The sequence below is a fragment of the Limnobacter sp. genome (genome assembly GCF_036846585.1).
Taxonomy (GTDB): domain Bacteria; phylum Pseudomonadota; class Gammaproteobacteria; order Burkholderiales; family Burkholderiaceae_B; genus Limnobacter.
Map to the genome: position 1 here is coordinate 1 of NZ_DAIUBR010000043.1, position 20031 is coordinate 20031.

The following is a 20031-nucleotide window of genomic DNA, read 5'->3' on the forward strand; positions in this document are numbered from 1 at the left end:
ATGTGACCGGGGCAGTTCATCGGCTTCAAGGCGTAGTCGCGCTTTTCCGATTCGGTCGTGAACATGTGTTCTTTGTAGTTGTCCCAATGGCCCGACTTTTCCCACAGCTTGCGATCCAGAATTTGCGGGCAGCGAATTTCCTGATAATCGCCATCCAAATACACTTTGCGCATGTACTGCTCAATTTGTTGCCACAAGGCCCAGCCTTTGGGGTGCCAAAACACCAGGCCAGGGGCTTCGTCTTGCATGTGGAACAAATCAAGCTGCTTGCCCAGTTTGCGGTGGTCGCGCTTTTCAGCTTCTTCAAGGCGGTGCAGGTAGGCGGCCAGGTCTTCTTTTTTGGTCCAAGCGGTGCCGTAAATACGCTGCAACATTTCATTGTTCGAATTGCCGCGCCAGTACGCACCAGCCACTTTCATCAGTTTGAAGTGTTTCAGCTTGCCGGTGTTGGGCACGTGGGGGCCACGGCACAGGTCGATGAACTTGCCTTCGCGGTACAGGGAAATGTTTTCATTGCTGGGGATACTGGCAATGATTTCGGCTTTGTAGTGCTCGCCCTGGTCTTTGAAAAACTGCACGGCGTCGTCGCGTACCCACTCTTCACGGGTAACCACTTCATCAAGCTTGGCCAGTTCGGTCATTTTCTTTTCGATCGCTTCCAGGTCTTCAGGGGTGAAGGGGCGCTCGTAGGAAAAGTCGTAATAAAAACCGTCTTCAATCACCGGGCCAATGGTGACTTGCGCAGTGGGAAACAATTCCTTCACGGCGTAAGCCAGCAGGTGGGCGGTGGAATGGCGAATCATGTCCAGCCCGGCATCGTCTTTTTCGGTGACGATGGCAAGGGAGGAATCCGCTTCAATGGTGTGAGAGGCATCAACCAGCGTGCCATTTACCGTGCCGGCCAATGCGGCTTTGGCCAAGCCGGGGCCGATGCTGGCGGCAACTTGGGCCACGGTCACGGGGTGATCGAAAGCGCGTTCGGATCCGTCAGGCAGGCGGATTACTGGCATAGGTACTTCCCTTACGATTAATTGAGCTCGAATAAACTTTTTCGCAACCTTCTATTTTAGCCTTTTGAATGATGCCTGTTCACTCAAAAGTTGTTGATTGTCAACAAAAGCTGCGTAGATCAAGCCAATTTGGGCTTGTGAATGCCTTCTTTGATGTCTTTCTTCACTTTCTTGGCGGCTTTTTTCTCTTTGGGTGTGCTCAAGGCCTTCTTTTTGTCCATTTTGTTGCTTTTCTGTTCATGACTCATGGCCATCACTCCTGAATGTTTCACGTTGCAAATGCGCGCGTGATCCAGCCATTGTGCAACGGAACGAACTTTCTCGACGGATTTGTTTTTGCAAGAGGGGAGAAAATGGTAGGACCGACTGGAATCGAACCAGCGACCTCTGCCATGTCAAGGCAGCGCTCTAACCAGCTGAGCTACGGTCCTAAAAGAAGAGTGCGAAATATACACCAGCGCAGCCGCGGGGGCAAGCCCAAACATATTGACAAGGCTTCTGACAACACTTATTGTCATATTCAATTTCTGCCAGCCTAACCCACACCATCCAAGGAAAAACCATGGCCATTAGAATCAGTCCCCAATCGTTTGAATCCATGCGCAAAGTCATGAACGGCTTCTGGATTGTTGTGCCGGCCTACTTGCTGATCAGCCTGGTGATGCCCTTTCTGCTGGCGTTGGCCGCATTGCTGCTGGTGGCGCACACGCTAGAATTGCCAATTGCGTTCTTGCGCCTGCGCGGCAAGAACCTGCCAACCGTGGAAGTGGTTTCCAAAACGCTGCTTTATGGTTTTACCTGGTGGCTGCCAAAAAGCCTGGAAACCAGATAAAAACAGTTGAAACAAGGTGGTTTTTGTCAAAAAAGAGTCACACAACTGTCACAAGGTAGTCAAATCGGGCGCGTCTAATAAGTTCCATGACAAGAACATGGACATTAAATATGCGCTCGAACCAGTTGAACTTCAATCGACAAATTGCTGAACAACTGTTTGCCAAAGCGCCAACGGAGCAACACCCTGAGCCAGTCAAAAACCTGCTTACAACAGAAACTGACAATACGGCAGACGAACAGGGTTCCAACAAATACCGAACCATCTGGATATCCGATATCCATTTGGGCACGCCCGGCTGTCAGGCCGACGCCCTGCTCCACTTCCTGAAACACAATGAAAGCGACACGCTGTACCTGGTGGGCGACATCATCGACGGGTGGCAGTTGCGCAAAGGCTGGTTCTGGCCGCAAAACCACAACGATGTCATTCAAAAGGTATTGCGCAAAGCACGCAAGGGTACGCAGGTTGTGTTCATTCCGGGCAACCACGATGAGGCCGCCCGCCAGTTTGCCGGCATGACCTTTGGCGACATTCCCATCATGGAAAATGCGGTACACGTGACCGCAGACGGCAAACGCCTGTGGGTGGTGCACGGCGATGAGTTTGACCAAGTGGTGCGCTACGCCAAGTGGCTGGCCTACCTGGGCGACACGCTGTACAACTTCGCGCTGACCTTGAACCGGATGCTGAACAACATTCGAATCAAATTGGGTTATCCGTATTGGTCGCTGTCGCAGTTCCTGAAACATCAGGTCAAAAACGCGGTGAACTTCATTCTTGAATTCGAGCACGCACTGATTCATGAAGCCAAACACCGTGGCTATGACGGCGTGGTGTGTGGTCACATTCACAAAGCGGAAATCAAGGAAGTGGATGGCCTGCTGTACTGCAACGACGGCGACTGGGTTGAAAGCCTGACCGCGCTGGTTGAACACCCCTGCGGCAAGCTGGATATTGTGCACTGGCCGCACCGCGAACTGCCCGATCGCAAACAAAAGGCGCTTGAAACCGCCAAGGCGGAGTAAGCAGCCATGCGCATACTGATCGCAACCGATGCCTGGGCCCCACAGGTCAATGGCGTTGTTCAAACAGTCAGCCAGGTGGTTGCACAACTGACCGCACAGGGCCATGAAGTGCGGGTGATACACCCCGGTCTGTTCAAAACCATCCCCTGCCCCACTTACCCTGAAATTCGCCTGGCACTGTGGCCATTCACTCGCTTGCGCAATGAACTGAACTGGTTCAAGCCGCAGGCTGTGCACATTGTGACCGAGGGGCCAATCGGGCTGGCGATGCGCCTGTTGGCCCATGGGCGCAAATTGCCATTCACCACCGCGTACCACACCCAGTTTCCGGAATACGTAAAAGCACGTTCCGGCATACCGATTCGCTTCACGGCTGCGCTGTTGCGCTGGTTTCACCGGCCCTCAAAGGCGGTGATGGTGCCCACCCAGTCAGTGATCAACACCTTAAAAAGCCGTGGCTTGACGAGCTGCGTGCTGTGGCAGCGCGGTGTGGATTTGAATCGTTTTAATCCGCAACAGTCTGCCGCCAGCAAACATTTAAGTTACAGCCCCCGGGACTTGCCCCTGGATGACGCCCAGCAGGTGGAACTGCTGCGCCGCCTGAACGCCTGCAGCATTGAAAAACCGGTATTTCTGTACGCGGGCAGGGTCGCGGTTGAAAAAAACCTTGATGCATTTTTAAGCCTGGAATTGCCGGGCGAAAAATGGATTGCAGGCGATGGCCCAGCACGCAAGGCACTGGAAAAACAATACCCCGAAGCCCGGTGGTTCGGCATGCTGAACCATGTTGCACTGGCCGAGCTTTACAAAAAAGCCGATGTGTTTGTATTTCCAAGCATGACCGATACCTTCGGCCTGGTATTGCTGGAAGCCATGGCCAGTGGTTGCCCGGTGGCGGCATTTCCGGTCAATGGACCGCTTGATGTGGTGGGCGATTCCGGTGCGGGCGTGCTGGACTGGAACCTGAAAACTGCTGCAATGGCTGCCCTGAAAATTGAACGCCAGGTGCCGCTTGAACACGCCCGAAGCTTCACGTGGGAAAATTGTGCCGAGCAGTTTCAGGGTTACCTGGCCCCGATTGGAATTTCCGCCAGTGTGCCCAAACAAGTAAAGGCCACACACAAGCCAATCTCAAACAGACCCTGAACCCGGCACCTTCAGGCGCACCCCGCTTGAATTGCCTATAATAGGTGCAAAATCCAAACCTATATACATTCTCAGGAGCAATTCAAATTGGGATTTCTAGCCGGTAAAAAAATTCTCATCACAGGCCTGCTGTCTAACCGTTCAATAGCCTACGGCATTGCAAAAGCCTGCCGCGCACAGGGCGCTGAACTGGCCTTTACTTATCAAACCGAGCGTTTTATTGACCGTGTTACCGACATGGCCGCTGAGTTTGATTCCAAGCTGGTGTTTCCGCTGGATGTGGCTGAAGACACACAAATCGAAAACCTGTTCGCTGAACTGGCCAAACAATGGGATGGCCTGGATGGCCTGGTACACGCCATCGGCTTTGCGCCACGTGAAGCGATTGCCGGCGATTTTCTGGAAGGCATTTCCCGCGAAGCATTCCGCATTGCACACGACATTTCTGCCTACAGTTTCCCGGCACTGGCCAAAGCGGCCTACCCCATGATGCAAGGCCGAGAAGGCGCGTTGCTGACACTGAGCTACCTGGGTTCTGTGCGCATGGTGCCAAACTACAACACCATGGGCCTGGCCAAGGCATCGCTTGAGGCATCGGTGCGTTATTTGGCGGAATCACTTGGCCCCAAGGGCATCCGCGTGAATGGCATTTCTGCAGGCCCCATCAAAACACTGGCGGCTGCGGGCATCAAAGGTTTCAGCAAAATTCTGCACGCCGTAGAAGAAGCTGCACCGCTACGCCGCAATGTGACCATTGACGATGTGGGCAACACCGCTGCTTTCATGCTGTCCGATTTGGCGCGGGGCATTACCGCTGAAATTACTTACGTGGACGCGGGCTACAGCACCGTGGTCGGCGGCATGGCTGAATAACACACCAATGACCCTTGGTGGCGCAACTCCAGCAACCCTCGCTTTGGCGAGGGTTTCAAAAACCCTTGGTGGCGTCAAGCTGTTCACCGATGTGAACCTGCAATTGCAAAGCGGGCAATCGCTGGCTGTGATCGGGGAATCGGGTTCAGGCAAGTCCACCCTGCTTCACCTCATGGCCGGGCTTGACCGGGCCGACACTGGCGAGGTGTTCTGGGCGGGCACCGCAATTCATACCCTGAACAACAATCAGGTTGCCGCCAAACGCTTGCGCCATGTAGGCCTTGTGTTTCAGGCTTACTACCTGATGCCGCATTTGACTGCGCAACAAAATGTAGAACTGCCCTTTTTGCTGGCGGGGGAAAAGCCCAATACCGCCCGCTGCCTGCAATTGCTGGAACAAGTGGGCATGGCACACAAAACAGCCAGTTTTCCACGGGAAATGTCGGGTGGGGAACAGCAACGCGTGGCGATTGCGCGCGCGTTGGCACTGAACCCGCCATTGATACTGGCCGACGAACCCACGGGCAACCTGGATGAAGACAATGCCGAAAGGGTTTTGCAAGTGTTGCTTGCCGCCTGTTCGGCACAAGGCAGTGCCTTGGTGATGGTAACCCACTCAGTCAAGGCAGCCAGTCATTTGAACCACAAGCTGAACCTGGCAGACCATCATTTAACTGAACGAACCCAAACACAATCCAACACGGTCACAGGGGCTTAAGCCATGCGCTTGCCGCCCACACTGACCCTGAAGCTACAACTGTTTGCTGGCGCGCTGCGCGACCAGCCCGTGAAATGGTTGATCGCAACCCTGTCGATTGCAGTGGGCGTGGGCTTGGGCTTGGCCGTGCATTTAATTCACAAGCAGGCACTGGAACAATTCAACAACGGCGTGCGCCAGTTTTCCGGGCAGGCCGATTTACAACTGCTGCCACACAGCACCCTGTTGCCGGAAACGGTGTTGAACACCTTGACCGCTCTGCCCGAAGTGGCTGTGGCTTCGCCGGTTATCGACATGGAAGTGGCTGTTCAGGGCTTTGACAAGCCCCTTCGCTGGCTGGGGCTGGACGTGTTCACCGCCGCAGCAGTAACACCCAACTTCATTGGTCAAATTGAAACTGAACCGGGCAACGAAGCCCAACAGGGCGACATCCCGCTGCTGAACAACAGCAATGTATTTGTAAGCCCTGCCCTGAAGGAACAACTGCCCGCAGGGCAAAACACCTTGACCACGCTGGCGGGAAACAAATCCCTGCACTGGCACTTGGCAGGCAGTGTTCCTGCAGCAGGTGCGGGGCAATTGATTGCGGTGGCAGACATTGCTGCCGTGCAATGGAAACTGGGCACCCTTGGGCAAATATCGAGAGTGGATTTAAAGTTGCAGGAAGGCGTAAGCCCGACCACATTCCAAGCCCGATATGGAGCAAAGTTCGCCGAGCTGGGCCGCCTTGAAACACCGAACGAACAAGGTACCCGAGGGGCCAGCGTGTCGCAGGCTTACCGCGCAAACCTGTCAATTCTGGCCATGGTGGCGCTGCTCACCGGGGGCTTTCTCACCTTTTCCACACAAATGCTGGCAGTGGCCCAACGTTCGCGCCAGTGGGCCTTGCTGGCAGCGTTGGGGGCACGGGCCGGTTCGCTGCGCGCGCAGGTGTTGTTTGAATCGATGTGCTGCGGCGTGGTGGGCGGTATGCTGGGGGTTGCCATGGGTTGGGGCCTTGCAACCGCAGTGGTGCGTTATTTGGGCGTAGACCTGGGTGCCGGTTATTTCGAAAGCGTGCAAGGCAGCGTGCCGCTGGCACCCATCGATGCGATGTTATTTGGCGGATTTGGGGTAGTCGCCACTTTGCTGGGCGGTTTGTCGCCAGCACTGCAAACCGGGCAAATGGCACTGCACCAGCGCCTGCGTGCAGGCACCGAAGAGGCTGGCTTGCAGTTCGCCAACAAGGCACATTGGATGGGCTTGCTGCTTGGCTTTGTGGCAGTGGCCTGTTTGTGGATACCCCCTTACGGCAACATTCCGGTGGGTGGTTATTTGGCCGTGGCTTTTGGCCTGTTTGGCGGCATTGCAATGATCGGCCTGGTGGTGCGCGCCTTGATTCGCCACCCGACACAGTTGATGAAAACGGCCGATCTTGCCAGGTCGCGCCTGGCAAGTACGCCCAATTTGCTGGCTGTGGGTTTGTCAGGTGTGGTGGCCAGTTTTGCGCTGGTGGTGGCCATGCATGTGATGATTTACAGCTTTCGCTTTTCACTGGACAACTGGCTGACCCAGGTACTGCCTGCGCCACTGTATGTGAAATTGAACAGCGCCACCATTCCAGTATTTCCCGACGAATTTCAGGACAAAATTGCAGCCCTGCCCGGCGTGGATCTGGTCGAGTTCTGGGGGCAACAATCGATCGTGCTCGACCCCAAACGCCCTTCAGTGGAATTGATTGCACGGCCCATTTCCATTGAAGCAGCGCAACAGCGCCTGCCCATGACAGGCCGCACCATTGACGCCCCGCAGGCAGGCACCTTGCCGGTGTGGGTCAGCGAACCCATGACCGACCTGTATGGCCTAAAGACTGGCAGCCAACTGGAATTGCAACTGGACCAAGGCACACGCGTACCCACCACCGTGATGGGCGTGTGGCGCGATTACACCCGCCAGCATGGGGCAATTGTTCTACCCAAACTTGAATTGTTGCAGCAATTCAAAGTTCAATTCAAAGACACGCAAGGTGCCGTGTGGCCGCAAGAAAATGTGAGCGTAAAAGGCATGGTGCAACGCATTCAACAAAGTGCAGCCACCACTGCCCTGGCGGGTAAAATTGACTTCGCTGAACCGGGTGAAATCCGCCAGCTGAGCCTGGATATTTTCGATCGCAGCTTTGCTGTCACTTATCTGCTTGAAATTGCCGCGGTGGTCATCGGCCTGTTTGGTGTGGGCACCACTTTTTCTGCCATGGCCTTGCAACGCAAGCGTGAATTTGCGCTGCTGGGTGCCATGGGGGCAAGCCCGGGCTGGATGCTCAGGCTGATTGCACGCGAAGCTTTCATCGCATCAACAGTGGCGGCGCTGGTGGGCTTGGCGATTGGCCTGGCATTCGCTGGCATTCTGATATTTGTGGTGAACCCCCAGTCATTTCACTGGACCATGGAATGGTTCACCCCCTGGCGCGATTTGTTCATCATGGTGGTGGTATTGGTGGGCATGAGCAGCGCCACCGTCACACTGGCCCTGCGCAGCAAACTGAACACGCAACTGGTTGAGCAACTGAAAGAGGACTGGGCATGAAGCGGCGGGATCTTTTAAAGGCTGGCCTGGGCCTGCCCGTGCTGAACTGGTCAAATGTGCTTTATGCCGAACATAGCCTGCAGCGCGTGTATGCCCAACCCAATCAGGAAACGCTTCCCGCCTTGCCCCGCGACCACGGCGCGCACCCCGCCTTTCGAACCGAATGGTGGTATTTCACTGGCTGGTTTGAAAGCCCGGAACTTGAGCAGCCTTTTGGTGTGCAAATCACGTTTTTCAGATCAGCCCCAAATGTAGACGTACAAAACCCCAGCACCTTTGCGCCCAAGCAATTGCTGTTTGCGCACGCTGCCGTGGCTCTGCCTGCCACAGGCAAATTGAAACACGAACAAATCATTCGCCGCGCAGGCAGTGGTGGTGCGCAATTCAAATCAAACCGCGAACGGGTTTTGAATATTGAAATGCCGGGTTGGCAACTGCAAACCGCACAGGGCAATGAATGGCAATGCGCCATTCAAACACCGCAACTGGCCATGAACCTGCGCATGGAACAAACACAAACACCGTGGTTGCAAGGCCTGGGTGCTTATTCACAGAAAGGCCCAAAGCCCGAACAATCAAGTTACTACATCACCCTGCCCCACATGAAAAGCAGCGGCACTATTCAAGTCAACGGCAAAACCTTACCTGTCACAGGCAGCTTCTGGATGGACCATGAATGGTCCAGCACCGTACTGGCACCGAATGCCCAAGGCTGGGACTGGGTGGGCTTGCATGGCAACAATGGCGAGGCATTGATGGCCTTTCAAATTCGCGACCAAGAACCGACCAAACCCGCGGTGTGGACCCATGCAGCACTACGGCAAGCCGACGGCACTGTGCGCAATTTCAAGCAAGTGAAATTCGAGGTATTGAAACGCTGGAAATCAATCCGCACCGGCATTGAATACCCGGTGTCGCAGCGCCTGGTGCTTGACGAACAAACTTTCGACCTTGAACCCTTGTTTGACGATCAGGAACTGGATGCGCGTGCCAGCACGGACACCCTGTATTGGGAAGGTGCTGTGCGTGTGAAAAGCGCAAGCGCTTCACCGTGGGGACAAGGCTATCTTGAAATGACAGGGTATGATCGCCCCATGCAACTTTGAGCATTCATGAACAACACCAACAAATTTCAAACCCTTGGCTCCACTTTGGGTTCCCTGATCAGCCCCCACAAGGCTTGGGCTTTCGCAGCGTTGGGCGCATTGCTGCTGGGCTCGGCCATGTCGCTGACCATGCCGGTCATGTTCCGCTGGTTAATCGACAGCGGTTTTCTTGCCGGTGAAAACCCGGAAGGTTTGAACACCGCATTTGGCTACCTGCTCGTGCTGGTGTTTGTGCTGGCTATGGCCAGTGCCGTGCGGTTTTATTTGGTGACCACGCTGGGCGAACGAATTTCTGCAGACCTGCGCAACCGGGTGTACAGCCATTTGCTGGTGCAACGCCCGGAATTCTTTGAAACATTGAAGGTTGGGGAGGTACTTTCGCGCCTGACCGCCGACACCACGCTGATTCAAACCCTGGTTGGCAGCAGCCTGTCCTTTTTCCTGCGCAACAGCCTGACCACTTTGGGCGGTTTGGTGATGCTGCTGCTGACCAGCCCCCTGCTTTCCGGTGCAGTGTTGTTGCTGGTCGTGGTGGTGATGGTGCCAGTGGTTATTCTGGCGCGCCGGGTTCGCAAATTGTCGCGGGCCAGCCAGGACAAACTGGCCGACAGCAGTGCAATTGCGCAAGAAGTTCTGAACCAGATCACGACCGTGCAAGCCTTTAATCAGGAACACGCAGAAGCCGCAAAATTCACCACCTCCAGCGAGCAAACCTACCAAACCGCACGCAGGCGAACTGTAAACCGGTCGGCCCTGTTGTTTGTGGCGATTGGCCTGGCATTTTCAGGCTTGGTCGCGGTGCTGTGGATGGGTGCGCAAGCGGTGGCCAGCGGCGAGATGAGCGCGGGCGAGCTGGCCCAGTTTGTGATGTACGCCGCGTTTGTGGGTGCAGGTTTTGCTGCATTGTCAGAAGTGCTGGGTGAATTCCAGCGCGCTGCAGGTGCTGCAGAACGGCTGGTTGAACTGTTGAACCTGGACACAACGATTCACAAACACGGTCTGAAACCACCGCCCAAGCAAGGCGGTTTCCTGATTGAATTCAGCCATGTGGATTTTGCCTACCCTTCGGCCCCTGAAAAATTCATTCTTGAAGACTTCAGCTTGAACATTCAGCGCGGCGAGACACTGGCCGTGGTTGGTCCGTCTGGTGCAGGCAAATCAACCCTGTTCAGCCTGCTGCTTCGCTGGTACGACGTGAACCAAGGGCAAATATTGATAGAAGGCAAAGCACTGGAAAGCCTGCACCTGGAACAATGGCGCGCCAATTGTGCCTATGTGGCCCAAGAAGCAGTCATTTTTTCCGGCAGCCTTCAAGACAATGTGCGGTATAGCAAACCAGACGCCTCGGCAGAGGAAATTGACAAGGCATTGGCCGACGCTGCAGCAAGCAATTTCGTGCGCAAAATGCCCCAAGGGTTGAATACTTCCGTGGGCGAGAAGGGCGTGCGCTTAAGCGGCGGGGAACGCCAAAGGGTATCGATTGCCCGCGCCGTATTGCGCGATGCAGGTTTGCTGCTGCTGGATGAAGCCACTGCCAGCCTGGACGCTGAAAGTGAACAACTTGTGCAACAGGCCATTGAAAAAAGCCGCCACGGACGCACCACGCTGATTATTGCCCACCGTTTGGCCACTGTGATGGCGGCCGACCGAATTGTGGTGATGAACGAAGGCAAGATTGTCGAGATGGGCACCCACAAAGACCTGATGAGCAGGCAAGGTTTGTATGCCAAGCTGGCTTCCTTGCAGTTCATTGACGAAAATGCACAGAAGTTGATGGCGTGAATTAGCAGGCTACTGATTTTTTTGCCAACTCGTCGGGGTTGCCGGCTCACTTAGCCAACTCGGCAGTGGGTTTGATCAATGCTCGCGACTTCGCATCGACGCGGGAGTACACGATTAATCACCAACCTGGTTTTGGCGCAATCGGCAGCGATCTCCCAATCGCTTCGCCTTCAAGAAAACCTGCCCGTTTGAATTCACACGTTACCGTCGGCCGCAGGCCGACACTAAGGCTTGGCCATCTTTTTTGCCAAGCTTGATGAGTCAGTGTGAACTTCAAAGGGAACAACAGGTTTTCTGGCGAATGATTGGGATACGCGACGATTGAGCATCACAACGAGGTAAACTTAGTAGACCAAAGACCCCTAGAATTCGCAGCTAATACACCATGCAACAGTACCTTGACTTGATGCAGCACGTGCTGGACCACGGCACCGACAAAATGGACCGCACTGGCACCGGTACGCGCTCGGTTTTCGGTTACCAAATGCGCTTCAACCTGCAAGACGGCTTTCCCATGGTGACCACCAAGAAGCTGCACACCCGCTCGATCATTCATGAACTATTGTGGTTTCTGATGGGCGACAGCAATATTCGGTACCTGAAAGAAAACGGCGTGAGCATTTGGGACGAATGGGCAGACGAAAACGGCAACCTGGGCCCGGTATACGGCGTTCAATGGCGCAGCTGGCCCACGGCCGATGGCCGCCATATCGACCAAATCGCCCACTTGATGCAACAAATTAAAAACAACCCCGATTCCCGCCGCCACATCGTAAGTGCCTGGAACGTGGCAGAAATCCACAACATGAAGTTGCCACCTTGCCACGCCCTTTTCCAGTTCTATGTGGCCGATGGAAAATTGAGCTGCCAGCTTTACCAGCGCAGCGCCGACATTTTTCTCGGCGTGCCCTTTAACATTGCAAGTTATGCGCTGCTGACCCACATGGTGGCCCAGCAATGCGAACTTGATGTCGGCGATTTCGTGTGGACCGGCGGCGACTGCCACCTGTACAGCAACCACATGGAACAGGTGACCGAACAACTCAGCCGGAAACCCTTTCCCTTGCCTACGCTGAATATCAAACGACAACCCGAGAGCATCTTCGACTACAGGTTCGACGATTTTGAAATTCTGAACTACACCTGTCACCCGCACATCAAGGCACCGGTGGCTGTATAAACCATGAAAGTATCCATCGTGGCTGCCGTGGCCAAAAACGGCATCATCGGCATTGAAAACCGCCTGCCTTGGCACCTGCCGGAAGACCTTGCTTTTTTCAAGCAAACCACCCTGGGTTGCCCGGTATTGATGGGCCGTAAAACCTATGAATCCATCAACCGCCCCTTGCCAGGGCGCTTGAACGTGGTGTTGACCAGCAATGCCGGTTGGCTGCCTTCGCCAGCCAAAGACGGTACGCCTCGAAGCGTTATTTCATACCCGAGCGACCTGCCCGGCGGCGGCACCACGCAAATTGCCACCGCCACCAGCTTGCCGGATACTTTAAAATGGTTGTCAGAATTCAAGCAGGTGTTTTTGATTGGTGGCAGCAATTTGTATCAGCAGGCACTGGATCAGGATCTGGTAGACGAATTGATACTGACCGAGATTCAGCAGGATTTCGCAGGCGATACCAGTTTTCCAAAATGGGACAGCAATCGCTTCGCAGAAGTTGACCGAATCACCAATCCCGCCACCAGCGAACGCGCATGGGGCTTTGATTTTGTAAAATACGCCCGGATAACCACGGGATTGTAAGGAGTAGAAAATGGCACGTACAGTAAACTGCATCAAGCTGGGCAAGGAAGCCGAAGGCTTGGACTTTCCACCGGCCCCTGGTGAATTGGGCAAGAAAATTTTTGAAAACGTGTCCAAGCAAGCCTGGCAAGACTGGCTGAAACACCAAACCATGCTGGTGAACGAAAACCGCTTGAGCCTGGCCGATGCACGTGCACGCAAGTACCTGATGGAACAAATGGAAAAACACTTCTTTGGTGATGGTGCTGAACAAGCCGCCGGATACGTACCGCCCAGCGAATAACCAAGGCGCAAAAAACAATTTGCTGATACAAAAAAAGCCCCTTGAAACAGGGGCTTTTCTTATTGGTCAGGCCGTTGCATACTGAAAACGTCAACCAGAGTTTTCAGCATGACCAGCTTCCAAGACACTGTGCTGTTTCGTTATTTTTTCTTTCATTGGCTGTTTCGCGATGCCAGTGTGAAGGAGTTGTATCAACGATCCGCAGCAATTGCCCACAACAAAGCAAACCGGCATCACCTGATCACCTACTTGCGGCGCTGGATCGCCCTCACGCTGCTGATGTATTTCTTCGGCATCATGCTTGAACAGTTCAACACGCTGGCCTGCGTATTTTTTTACACGGTCGCCGCACTTTGCGCCTGCACCATTGCGAAAATTACCGTGGCCTGGATATTTCTGGGACAACAAAACCCGCAACGCAATTTGTGATCAGTTGTCGGAAGCTTCCTGCGCCACGGCCTCGGGCCCCTGGTGACGAACATCACGCCCCTTGACCATGTACACCACGTGTTCAGACATGTTCTTGGAGTGATCACCGATTCTCTCAATCGCCTTGGCGATGAACAGAATTTCAATGGAACGGGAAATGGTACGCGGGTCTTCCATCATGAAGGTGATCAGTTGGCGCAAAATCGCCTTGAACTCGTCGTCCACTTCGATATCAGCCTTCACCACTTCAGCAGCAGAAACTGCATTCACTCGCGCGTAGGCATCCAGCACCTTCCGCAGCATGGCAATCGCATTGCTTGCAATGCGGTGCAAATCCACCTTCGGCACAAAATGTTTGCCTGCATCGGCAATCATCATGCCCATGCGCGCCACTTTCTCGGCTTCATCGCCAATTCGTTCAAGGTCGCGAATCATCTTGATGGCAACAATGACCGAGCGCAGATCCACAGCCGCAGGTTGACGGCGAGCCAGAATGTGATTACTCAATTCATCGATTTCAAGTTCGATGTCGTTGACTTCCTTCTCGCGTCGAATCACTTCCTTGAAAATACTCGTGTCCGCGGCACCCAAGCCTTCAATGGCAGACACGATCTGATTCTCCACCAAGCCGCCCATCTGGAGTACGCGGGTACGCAACGACTCCAGTTCCGCGTCGTATTGTTTGGAGGTGTGTTCAGTCATTTGTCTTCCTTACCCGGATAATTGTTGTAACGAATCAATTTGGCACAGACAGATGACAGAAATTTGTCAAGATTGCCAAACCCTTTACTTTATTCTGCCATGTTCTGAACAATTATTCAGGTCTTCGTCTCGTCTGTATTGGCCATTAAAGCGTTTTTATACCTTCAGCTGTTGCGATTAGCACCACATCGGCCCGGCGAATGGCGAAAAGGCCATTTGTGACCACACCGGGCCAATGGTTGATTTCTTTTTCCATGGCAACAGGATCTGTAATTTTTAAACCAGCCACGTCCAGAATGATGTTTCCATTGTCGGTAATAAAACCTTCCCGCAAAGTGACCTGCCCGCCCAGTGCAGCAAGCTTGCGGGCAATGGCATTGCGCGCCATGGGCAACACTTCAACCGGCAAGGCAAAGGCACCAAGCACCTGAACCAGTTTTGATTGGTCGGCAATACACACAAATTTGTCGGAAATATCCGCAACAATTTTCTCGCGTGTGTTGGCCCCGCCGCCGCCTTTGATCAGGCAGTTTGCCGGGTCCACTTCATCGGCACCATCCACATAAATCGACAGGCTTTCAACATCGTTCATCTCAACAATGGGCACACCAATTTCACGCAGCTTTTTCTCGGAACGCACGGAGGAAGACACCGCCCCCTTGAGTTGAATGCCGGACTGCGCCAACTCATCAATGAAGCAATCGACCGTGGAGCCTGTACCGACGCCAAGAACCGTACCGGGCTGAACATATTCAAGCGCGGCCTTGGCCACCATTTTCTTTAAAGCGAGAGCATCCATAAATTGTCCAGAAGTCCTGATCAGGTTAAACGTTGCATAACCACAATTTTAAGCGACTTTGCCTGCTACAACCCGACGTATCGCTGAAAAGAAAAAACCAACCGCGAACAGTTGGTTTTTCCGGGCTTTACAGCAAAAGTTGCTGTATTACTTCTTTTTCTGTGCAGGCAAATCGGTGCACACGCCTTTGTAAACTTCAGCGGCCATGCCCACACTTTCACACAAGGTGGGGTGTGGATGAATGGTTTTACCGATGTCTACTGCATCTGCGCCCATTTCTACAGCCAGACACACTTCGCCGATCAAGTCGCCGGCATTCATGCCCACAATGCCGCCACCCACGACACGCTTCGTTTCTTCGTCAAACAACAGTTTGGTAAAACCGTCGTCAGCGTTGTTGGCAATGGCACGGCCCGAGGCAGCCCAAGGGAATACAGCTTTACCCACTTTAATACCCTGGTCTTTGGCTTGATCTTCGGTAAGACCAACCCAAGCCACCTCGGGGTGGGTGTAGGCCACGCTTGGAATAACACGTGCGTCGAAATAAGCCTTTTCATCGGCCGCCGCCTCTGCGGCCACATGCGCCTCGTGCACCGCTTTGTGCGCCAGCATGGGTTGCCCTACCACGTCGCCAATGGCGAAAATATTGGGCACGTTGGTGCGCATTTGCTTGTCCACAGGAATGAAGCCACGGTCGGTAACCGCCACGCCTGCTTTCTCGGCTCCAATTTTCTTGCCATTGGGCGTGCGGCCCACTGACACCAACACCATGTCGTAAAGCTGCGGTTCTTTCGGGGCTTGCTCGCCTTCGAAAGTGACTGCGATGCCTTTCTTGGTGGCTTCAACGCCCACGGTTTTGGTTTTCATCATGATGTTGTCAAACCGCGGTGTATTGCGCTTTTGCCAAACTTTCACCAAGTCGCGGTCAGCGCCCTGCATCAAGCCGTCGAGCATTTCGACCACGTCCAGGCGGGCACCCAGTGCGGAATACACGGTGGCCATTTCCAAACCGATGATGCCACCACCAATGATCAACATGCGCTTTGGAATGAAAGGCAATTCCAGTGCGCCGGTTGAATCAACAATGCGAGGGTCTTCCGGAATGAAAGGCAAATGCACAGGCTGTGAACCTGCAGCAATGATGGCTTTGTTGAACTGAACCACCTGCTTGCTACCATCGGCCACCACCACTTCCAGGTGGTTTGCGCTAACAAAGCTGCCCACGCCGTGCAGGGTTTTTACCTTGCGGCCTTTGGCCATGCCGGCCAAACCGCCTGTCAACTTGCCCACCACACCCGCTTTGTGCGCACGCAGTTTATCAAGGTCAATTTTCGGCCTGGCAAAGGCAATGCCGTGTTCGCCCATGTGCTGCGCTTCTTCCAACACTTGTGCGGTGTGCAACAGTGCCTTGGAGGGAATGCAACCCACGTTCAAACACACGCCACCCAGGGTGCTGTAACGCTCAACCAGAATGGTGTTCATGCCCAAGTCGGCACTGCGGAAGGCGGCTGAATACCCGCCGGGGCCTGCGCCCAACACAAGCACATCGCAAGTGTGGTCAACCTGACCGCTGTAGCTGCTGGCAGGGCCAGCAGAAACATCGGGGGCAGCAGCGGGCGCGGCTGGCTTGCTTTCCGCTGCTGTCGCGGGTTTAGGCTCAGCTGCAGGTGCAGCAGCGGGTGTGGCTGAAGATGATGCGCCACCACCGCTGATTTCACAAATCTCGCTGCCCTTGGACACTTTGTCGCCCACTTTCACGAGCAGCTTGGTGACAACGCCATCATCAGAAGCAGGAATTTCCATGCTGGCTTTGTCAGATTCAACTGTGATCAAAGATTGCTCTTTGCTTACTTTGTCGCCTTCTTTCACCAACACTTCAATAATTTCTACGGTATCAAAATCACCAATATCAGGAACGATCAGTTTCATGTGTTCATCCCCTTACAGCAGCACTTTGCGCATGTCGGCCAACACGCCGGCAAGCTCAGTGGTAAATCGGGCCGCCATTGCACCGTCGATCACGCGGTGGTCATAACTCAGGCTAAGCGGCAGCATCAAGCGGGGCTCGAATTCCTTGCCATTCCACACCGGCTTCATGGCTGATTTGGACAAGCCCAAAATAGCCACTTCAGGTGCGTTGATGATAGGCGTGAACAAGGTTCCACCCACGCCACCCAAAGATGAAACCGTGAACGTGGCACCCTGCATGTCGGCGCCTTTGAGCTTGCCATCACGAGCCTGGGCAGACAATTCGCCCAGTTCATTGGCAATTTGCGAGAAACCTTTTTGGTCCACGCCCTTGATCACAGGCACCACCAAACCATTCGGTGTGTCTGCGGCAAAGCCGATGTTCCAGTACTTTTTCACAATCAACTTGTCGCCAGCTTCACTCAGCGAGGCATTGAAGGCAGGGTACTTTTTCAACACAGCAACGCAGGCTTTCATCACGAAGGCCAGCATGGTCAGCTTCACGCCTTGTTTGGCCAGCGCGGCGTTGGTGTCTTTGCGGAATTGTTCAAGATCAGTGATGTCGGCTTCGTCGAACTGCGTAACATGCGGAATCATGACCCAGTTGCGGTGCAAGTTCGGGCCTGACAATTTCTTGATGCGTGAAAGTTCTTGTTCTTCAATTTCGCCGAACTTGGTGAAATCAACTTTCGGCCATGGCAGCAAATCAAGGCCACCACCACTGCCACCCTTGGCTGCACCGGCAGAAGAAGAACCCACGCCTGCAACCGCGGCTTTCACAAAATTGCGAATATCGTCAGGCGTAATGCGGCCTTTTGGACCTGTGCCTGAAACGGTGGCCAAATTCACACCCAGTTCACGGGCAAACTTGCGAACAGACGGGCTTGCATGCGGTGCGTTCACCGATGCAACAGTTGGGTTGTGCGGTTCCACGGATGCAGCAGCAACAGGCGCAACAGCCGACTTCGGTGCTTCAACCTTCGGTGCTTCAACCTTCGGTGCTTCAACCTTCGGTGCTTCAACCTTCGGTGCAGCAGCACCGCCCTCTGCGGGTTCCAGAATTAGCATCAAGGTGCCCTGGGCCACCTTGTCGCCAATTTTCACTTTCATTTCTTTCACCACACCGGCTTGCGGGCAAGGAATTTCCATGCTGGCTTTGTCAGATTCAACCGTGATGATGGATTGCTCCGCCGCCACGGTGTCGCCTGCCTTGACCAGCACCTCAATAATTTCCACCCCGTCAAAATCGCCAATGTCGGGTACGTTGATTTCGATTGTCATTTCGCTCGTCCTTTTTCTTGTGCGTCGACCAGTTATGCGTAGGCCGGGTTGGGCTTGTTGGGGTTGATGCCGTATTTCTTGATTGCTTCACCCACGGTGCTGAGTGGAATGTCGCCCTGATCGGCCAAGGCCTTCAGTGCAGCAACAGTGACGAAATGACGGTTCACCTCAAAATGCTCGCGCAACTTGGAGCGGAAATCGGAACGACCAAAACCATCCGTTCCCAACACCTTGTATTCACGGCCCTTGGGCATGAAGGGGCGGATCTGGTCGGCAAACAACTTCATGTAGTCGGTGGACGCCACGATCGGACCTTCGGTTTTCGTCAGCATTTTCTCAACATAGCTTGGCTTGGACTTCTTCTCGGGATGCAGCATGTTTTCACGTTCTACATCCAGACCTTCGCGGCGAAGTTCGGTGAAGCTGGTCACAGACCACACATCTGCGGCAACGCCCCAGTCTTTCTCAAGCAGCTCGGCTGCTTCCAGTGATTCACGCAAAATGGTGCCGGAACCCAGCAACTGAACATGCTTCTTGCCAGCCTTTTTCAGGGCTGATGCACGGCAAACGTACATGCCCTTCAATATGCCTTCTTCCGTGCCTTTCTTCAGGCCAGGCTGCGCGTAGTTTTCGTTCATCACGGTGAGGTAATAGAACACGTTTTCCTGGTCTTCAACCATGCGCTTCAAGCCGTGCTGAATGATCACGGCCAGCTCGTGGGCAAAGGTGGGGTCGTAACTGACGCAGTTTGGAATGGTCGACGACAGAATATGGCTGTGGCCATCTTCGTGTTGCAAACCTTCGCCGTTCAGCGTGGTGCGGCCAGCGGTGCCACCCAAGAGGAAACCACGCGCCTGCATGTCGCCGGCAGCCCAGGCCAAATCGCCCACGCGCTGGAAACCAAACATGGAGTAGTAAATGTAGAACGGAATCATCACGCGGTTGTTGGTAGAGTACGACGTGGCCGCCGCAATCCACGAACTGAATGCGCCCGCTTCGTTAATACCCTCTTCCAGAATTTGACCGGCTTTGTCTTCGCGGTAGTACATCACCTGGTCTTTGTCGACTGGCTCGTACAACTGGCCTTGTGAGGAGTAAATACCCAACTGGCGGAACATGCCTTCCATACCAAAAGTACGTGCCTCATCGGGAACAATCGGCACAATGCGCTGGCCCAGTTCCTTGTCACGCACCAGTGCAGTCAACACGCGCACAAAAGCTTGGGTGGTCGAAATTTCACGACCTTCCTTGGTTGGTTCCAGCACGGCTTCAAATGCATCCAGACCTGGCACTTTCAGTTTTTCATCGGCTTCGCGGCGGCGCTTGGGCAAGTAACCACCCAAAGCCTGACGGCGTTCGTGCAGGTACTTGATTTCCGGTGCATCGTCGGCGGGTTTGAAGAAAGGCACATCGTCGATTACATCATCGGTGATCGGGATATTGAAGCGATCGCGGAATTCCTTGATAGATTGAATATCAAGCTTCTTCTGCTGGTGGGTGGTGTTCTTGCCCTGACCCACTTTGCCCATGCCAAAACCTTTCACGGTTTTCGCCAAAATCACGGTTGGCTGGCCTTCGTGTTTCATGGCAGCGTCGTAAGCAGCATGCACTTTGTGTGGGTCGTGGCCACCACGGTTCAAACGCCAGATGTCTTCATCCGTCATGCGGGCAACCATTTCCAGCAGCTTGGGGTGTTTGCCAAAGAAGTTTTTGCGCACATAGGCGCCGTCATTGGCCTTGCAGTTCTGATATTCGC

At 54.1% G+C, this 20031-nt stretch carries 19 protein-coding genes and 1 tRNA gene; 12 read left to right on the forward strand and 8 right to left on the reverse strand.

Annotation, left to right across the window (positions count from 1 at the left end):
* The 3 genes from V7028_RS14185 to V7028_RS14195 form a co-directional block, all read right to left on the reverse strand.
* Window positions 1-1010, reverse strand: a 1010-nt coding sequence (locus V7028_RS14185; protein ID WP_334120736.1) for a threonine--tRNA ligase, incomplete at its 3' end; no start/stop codon positions are given.
* A gap of 119 nt (window positions 1011-1129) precedes the next feature.
* Window positions 1130-1258: a hypothetical protein gene (locus V7028_RS14190; RefSeq protein WP_334120737.1), complete on the reverse strand. Its 129-nt coding sequence runs from the start codon at window positions 1256-1258 to the stop codon at window positions 1130-1132.
* Between the two features lie 106 nt (window positions 1259-1364).
* Window positions 1365-1441, reverse strand: a tRNA-Val gene (locus V7028_RS14195).
* A gap of 131 nt (window positions 1442-1572) precedes the next feature.
* On the opposite strand from V7028_RS14195, the gene V7028_RS14200 reads away from it, so the two are divergent.
* The 12 genes from V7028_RS14200 (at window position 1573) to V7028_RS14255 (ending at window position 13525) form a co-directional block, all read left to right on the forward strand.
* A complete protein-coding gene (locus V7028_RS14200; RefSeq protein ID WP_334120738.1) occupies window positions 1573-1842 on the forward strand; it encodes a hypothetical protein in 270 nt (89 codons plus the stop codon).
* 110 nt (window positions 1843-1952) lie between these two features.
* Entirely contained in the window at window positions 1953-2870 is a 918-nt protein-coding gene (locus tag V7028_RS14205; protein WP_334120739.1) for a UDP-2,3-diacylglucosamine diphosphatase, read from the forward strand.
* Window positions 2871-2876: 6 nt separating this feature from the next.
* Window positions 2877-4016, forward strand: coding sequence for a glycosyltransferase family 4 protein (locus tag V7028_RS14210; RefSeq protein WP_334120740.1), 1140 nt, complete (start codon window positions 2877-2879; stop codon window positions 4014-4016).
* Between the two features lie 87 nt (window positions 4017-4103).
* Window positions 4104-4889 carry an enoyl-ACP reductase FabI gene (fabI, locus tag V7028_RS14215; RefSeq protein ID WP_334120741.1) on the forward strand — a complete coding sequence of 262 codons (786 nt, stop codon included), beginning with the start codon at window positions 4104-4106 and terminating at the stop codon, window positions 4887-4889.
* A gap of 43 nt (window positions 4890-4932) precedes the next feature.
* Complete coding sequence (locus V7028_RS14220) at window positions 4933-5607, forward strand: ABC transporter ATP-binding protein (protein WP_334120742.1); 675 nt, start codon at window positions 4933-4935, stop codon at window positions 5605-5607.
* A 3-nt stretch (window positions 5608-5610) separates the two neighbouring features.
* Entirely contained in the window at window positions 5611-8169 is a 2559-nt protein-coding gene (locus tag V7028_RS14225) for an ABC transporter permease (RefSeq protein WP_334120743.1), read from the forward strand.
* Window positions 8166-9275, forward strand: a complete 1110-nt coding sequence (locus tag V7028_RS14230; protein ID WP_334120744.1) for a lipocalin-like domain-containing protein — start codon at window positions 8166-8168, stop codon at window positions 9273-9275. The genes V7028_RS14225 and V7028_RS14230 overlap by 4 nt, the downstream gene beginning before the upstream one ends.
* Before the next feature lie 6 nt (window positions 9276-9281).
* On the forward strand, window positions 9282-11057 hold the full coding sequence (locus V7028_RS14235; RefSeq protein ID WP_334120745.1) for an ABC transporter transmembrane domain-containing protein: 1776 nt from the start codon (window positions 9282-9284) through the stop codon (window positions 11055-11057).
* 385 nt (window positions 11058-11442) lie between these two features.
* Window positions 11443-12237 (forward strand): thymidylate synthase, encoded by a 795-nt coding sequence (thyA, locus tag V7028_RS14240; RefSeq protein ID WP_334120746.1) that lies wholly within the window; start codon window positions 11443-11445, stop codon window positions 12235-12237.
* A 3-nt stretch (window positions 12238-12240) separates the two neighbouring features.
* Window positions 12241-12813 (forward strand): dihydrofolate reductase, encoded by a 573-nt coding sequence (locus tag V7028_RS14245; protein WP_334120747.1) that lies wholly within the window; start codon window positions 12241-12243, stop codon window positions 12811-12813.
* 10 nt (window positions 12814-12823) lie between these two features.
* Window positions 12824-13096, forward strand: a complete 273-nt coding sequence (locus V7028_RS14250; RefSeq protein ID WP_305563819.1) for an oxidative damage protection protein — start codon at window positions 12824-12826, stop codon at window positions 13094-13096.
* A 108-nt stretch (window positions 13097-13204) separates the two neighbouring features.
* Window positions 13205-13525, forward strand: a complete 321-nt coding sequence (locus tag V7028_RS14255; RefSeq protein WP_334120748.1) for a hypothetical protein — start codon at window positions 13205-13207, stop codon at window positions 13523-13525.
* On the opposite strand, the gene phoU is transcribed toward V7028_RS14255, so the two are convergent.
* The 5 genes from phoU to aceE all read right to left on the reverse strand — a co-directional run.
* Window positions 13526-14227, reverse strand: coding sequence for a phosphate signaling complex protein PhoU (gene phoU, locus V7028_RS14260; protein ID WP_334120749.1), 702 nt, complete (start codon window positions 14225-14227; stop codon window positions 13526-13528).
* Window positions 14228-14372: 145 nt separating this feature from the next.
* Window positions 14373-15026 (reverse strand): ribose-5-phosphate isomerase RpiA, encoded by a 654-nt coding sequence (rpiA, locus tag V7028_RS14265; protein ID WP_334120750.1) that lies wholly within the window; start codon window positions 15024-15026, stop codon window positions 14373-14375.
* A gap of 147 nt (window positions 15027-15173) precedes the next feature.
* A complete protein-coding gene (gene lpdA / locus V7028_RS14270) occupies window positions 15174-16955 on the reverse strand; it encodes a dihydrolipoyl dehydrogenase (protein WP_334120751.1) in 1782 nt (593 codons plus the stop codon).
* Window positions 16956-16967: 12 nt separating this feature from the next.
* Window positions 16968-18275, reverse strand: a complete 1308-nt coding sequence (aceF, locus tag V7028_RS14275; protein WP_334120752.1) for a dihydrolipoyllysine-residue acetyltransferase — start codon at window positions 18273-18275, stop codon at window positions 16968-16970.
* A gap of 32 nt (window positions 18276-18307) precedes the next feature.
* On the reverse strand, window positions 18308-20031 hold a 1724-nt coding region (gene aceE / locus V7028_RS14280; RefSeq protein ID WP_334120753.1), incomplete at its 5' end, for a pyruvate dehydrogenase (acetyl-transferring), homodimeric type.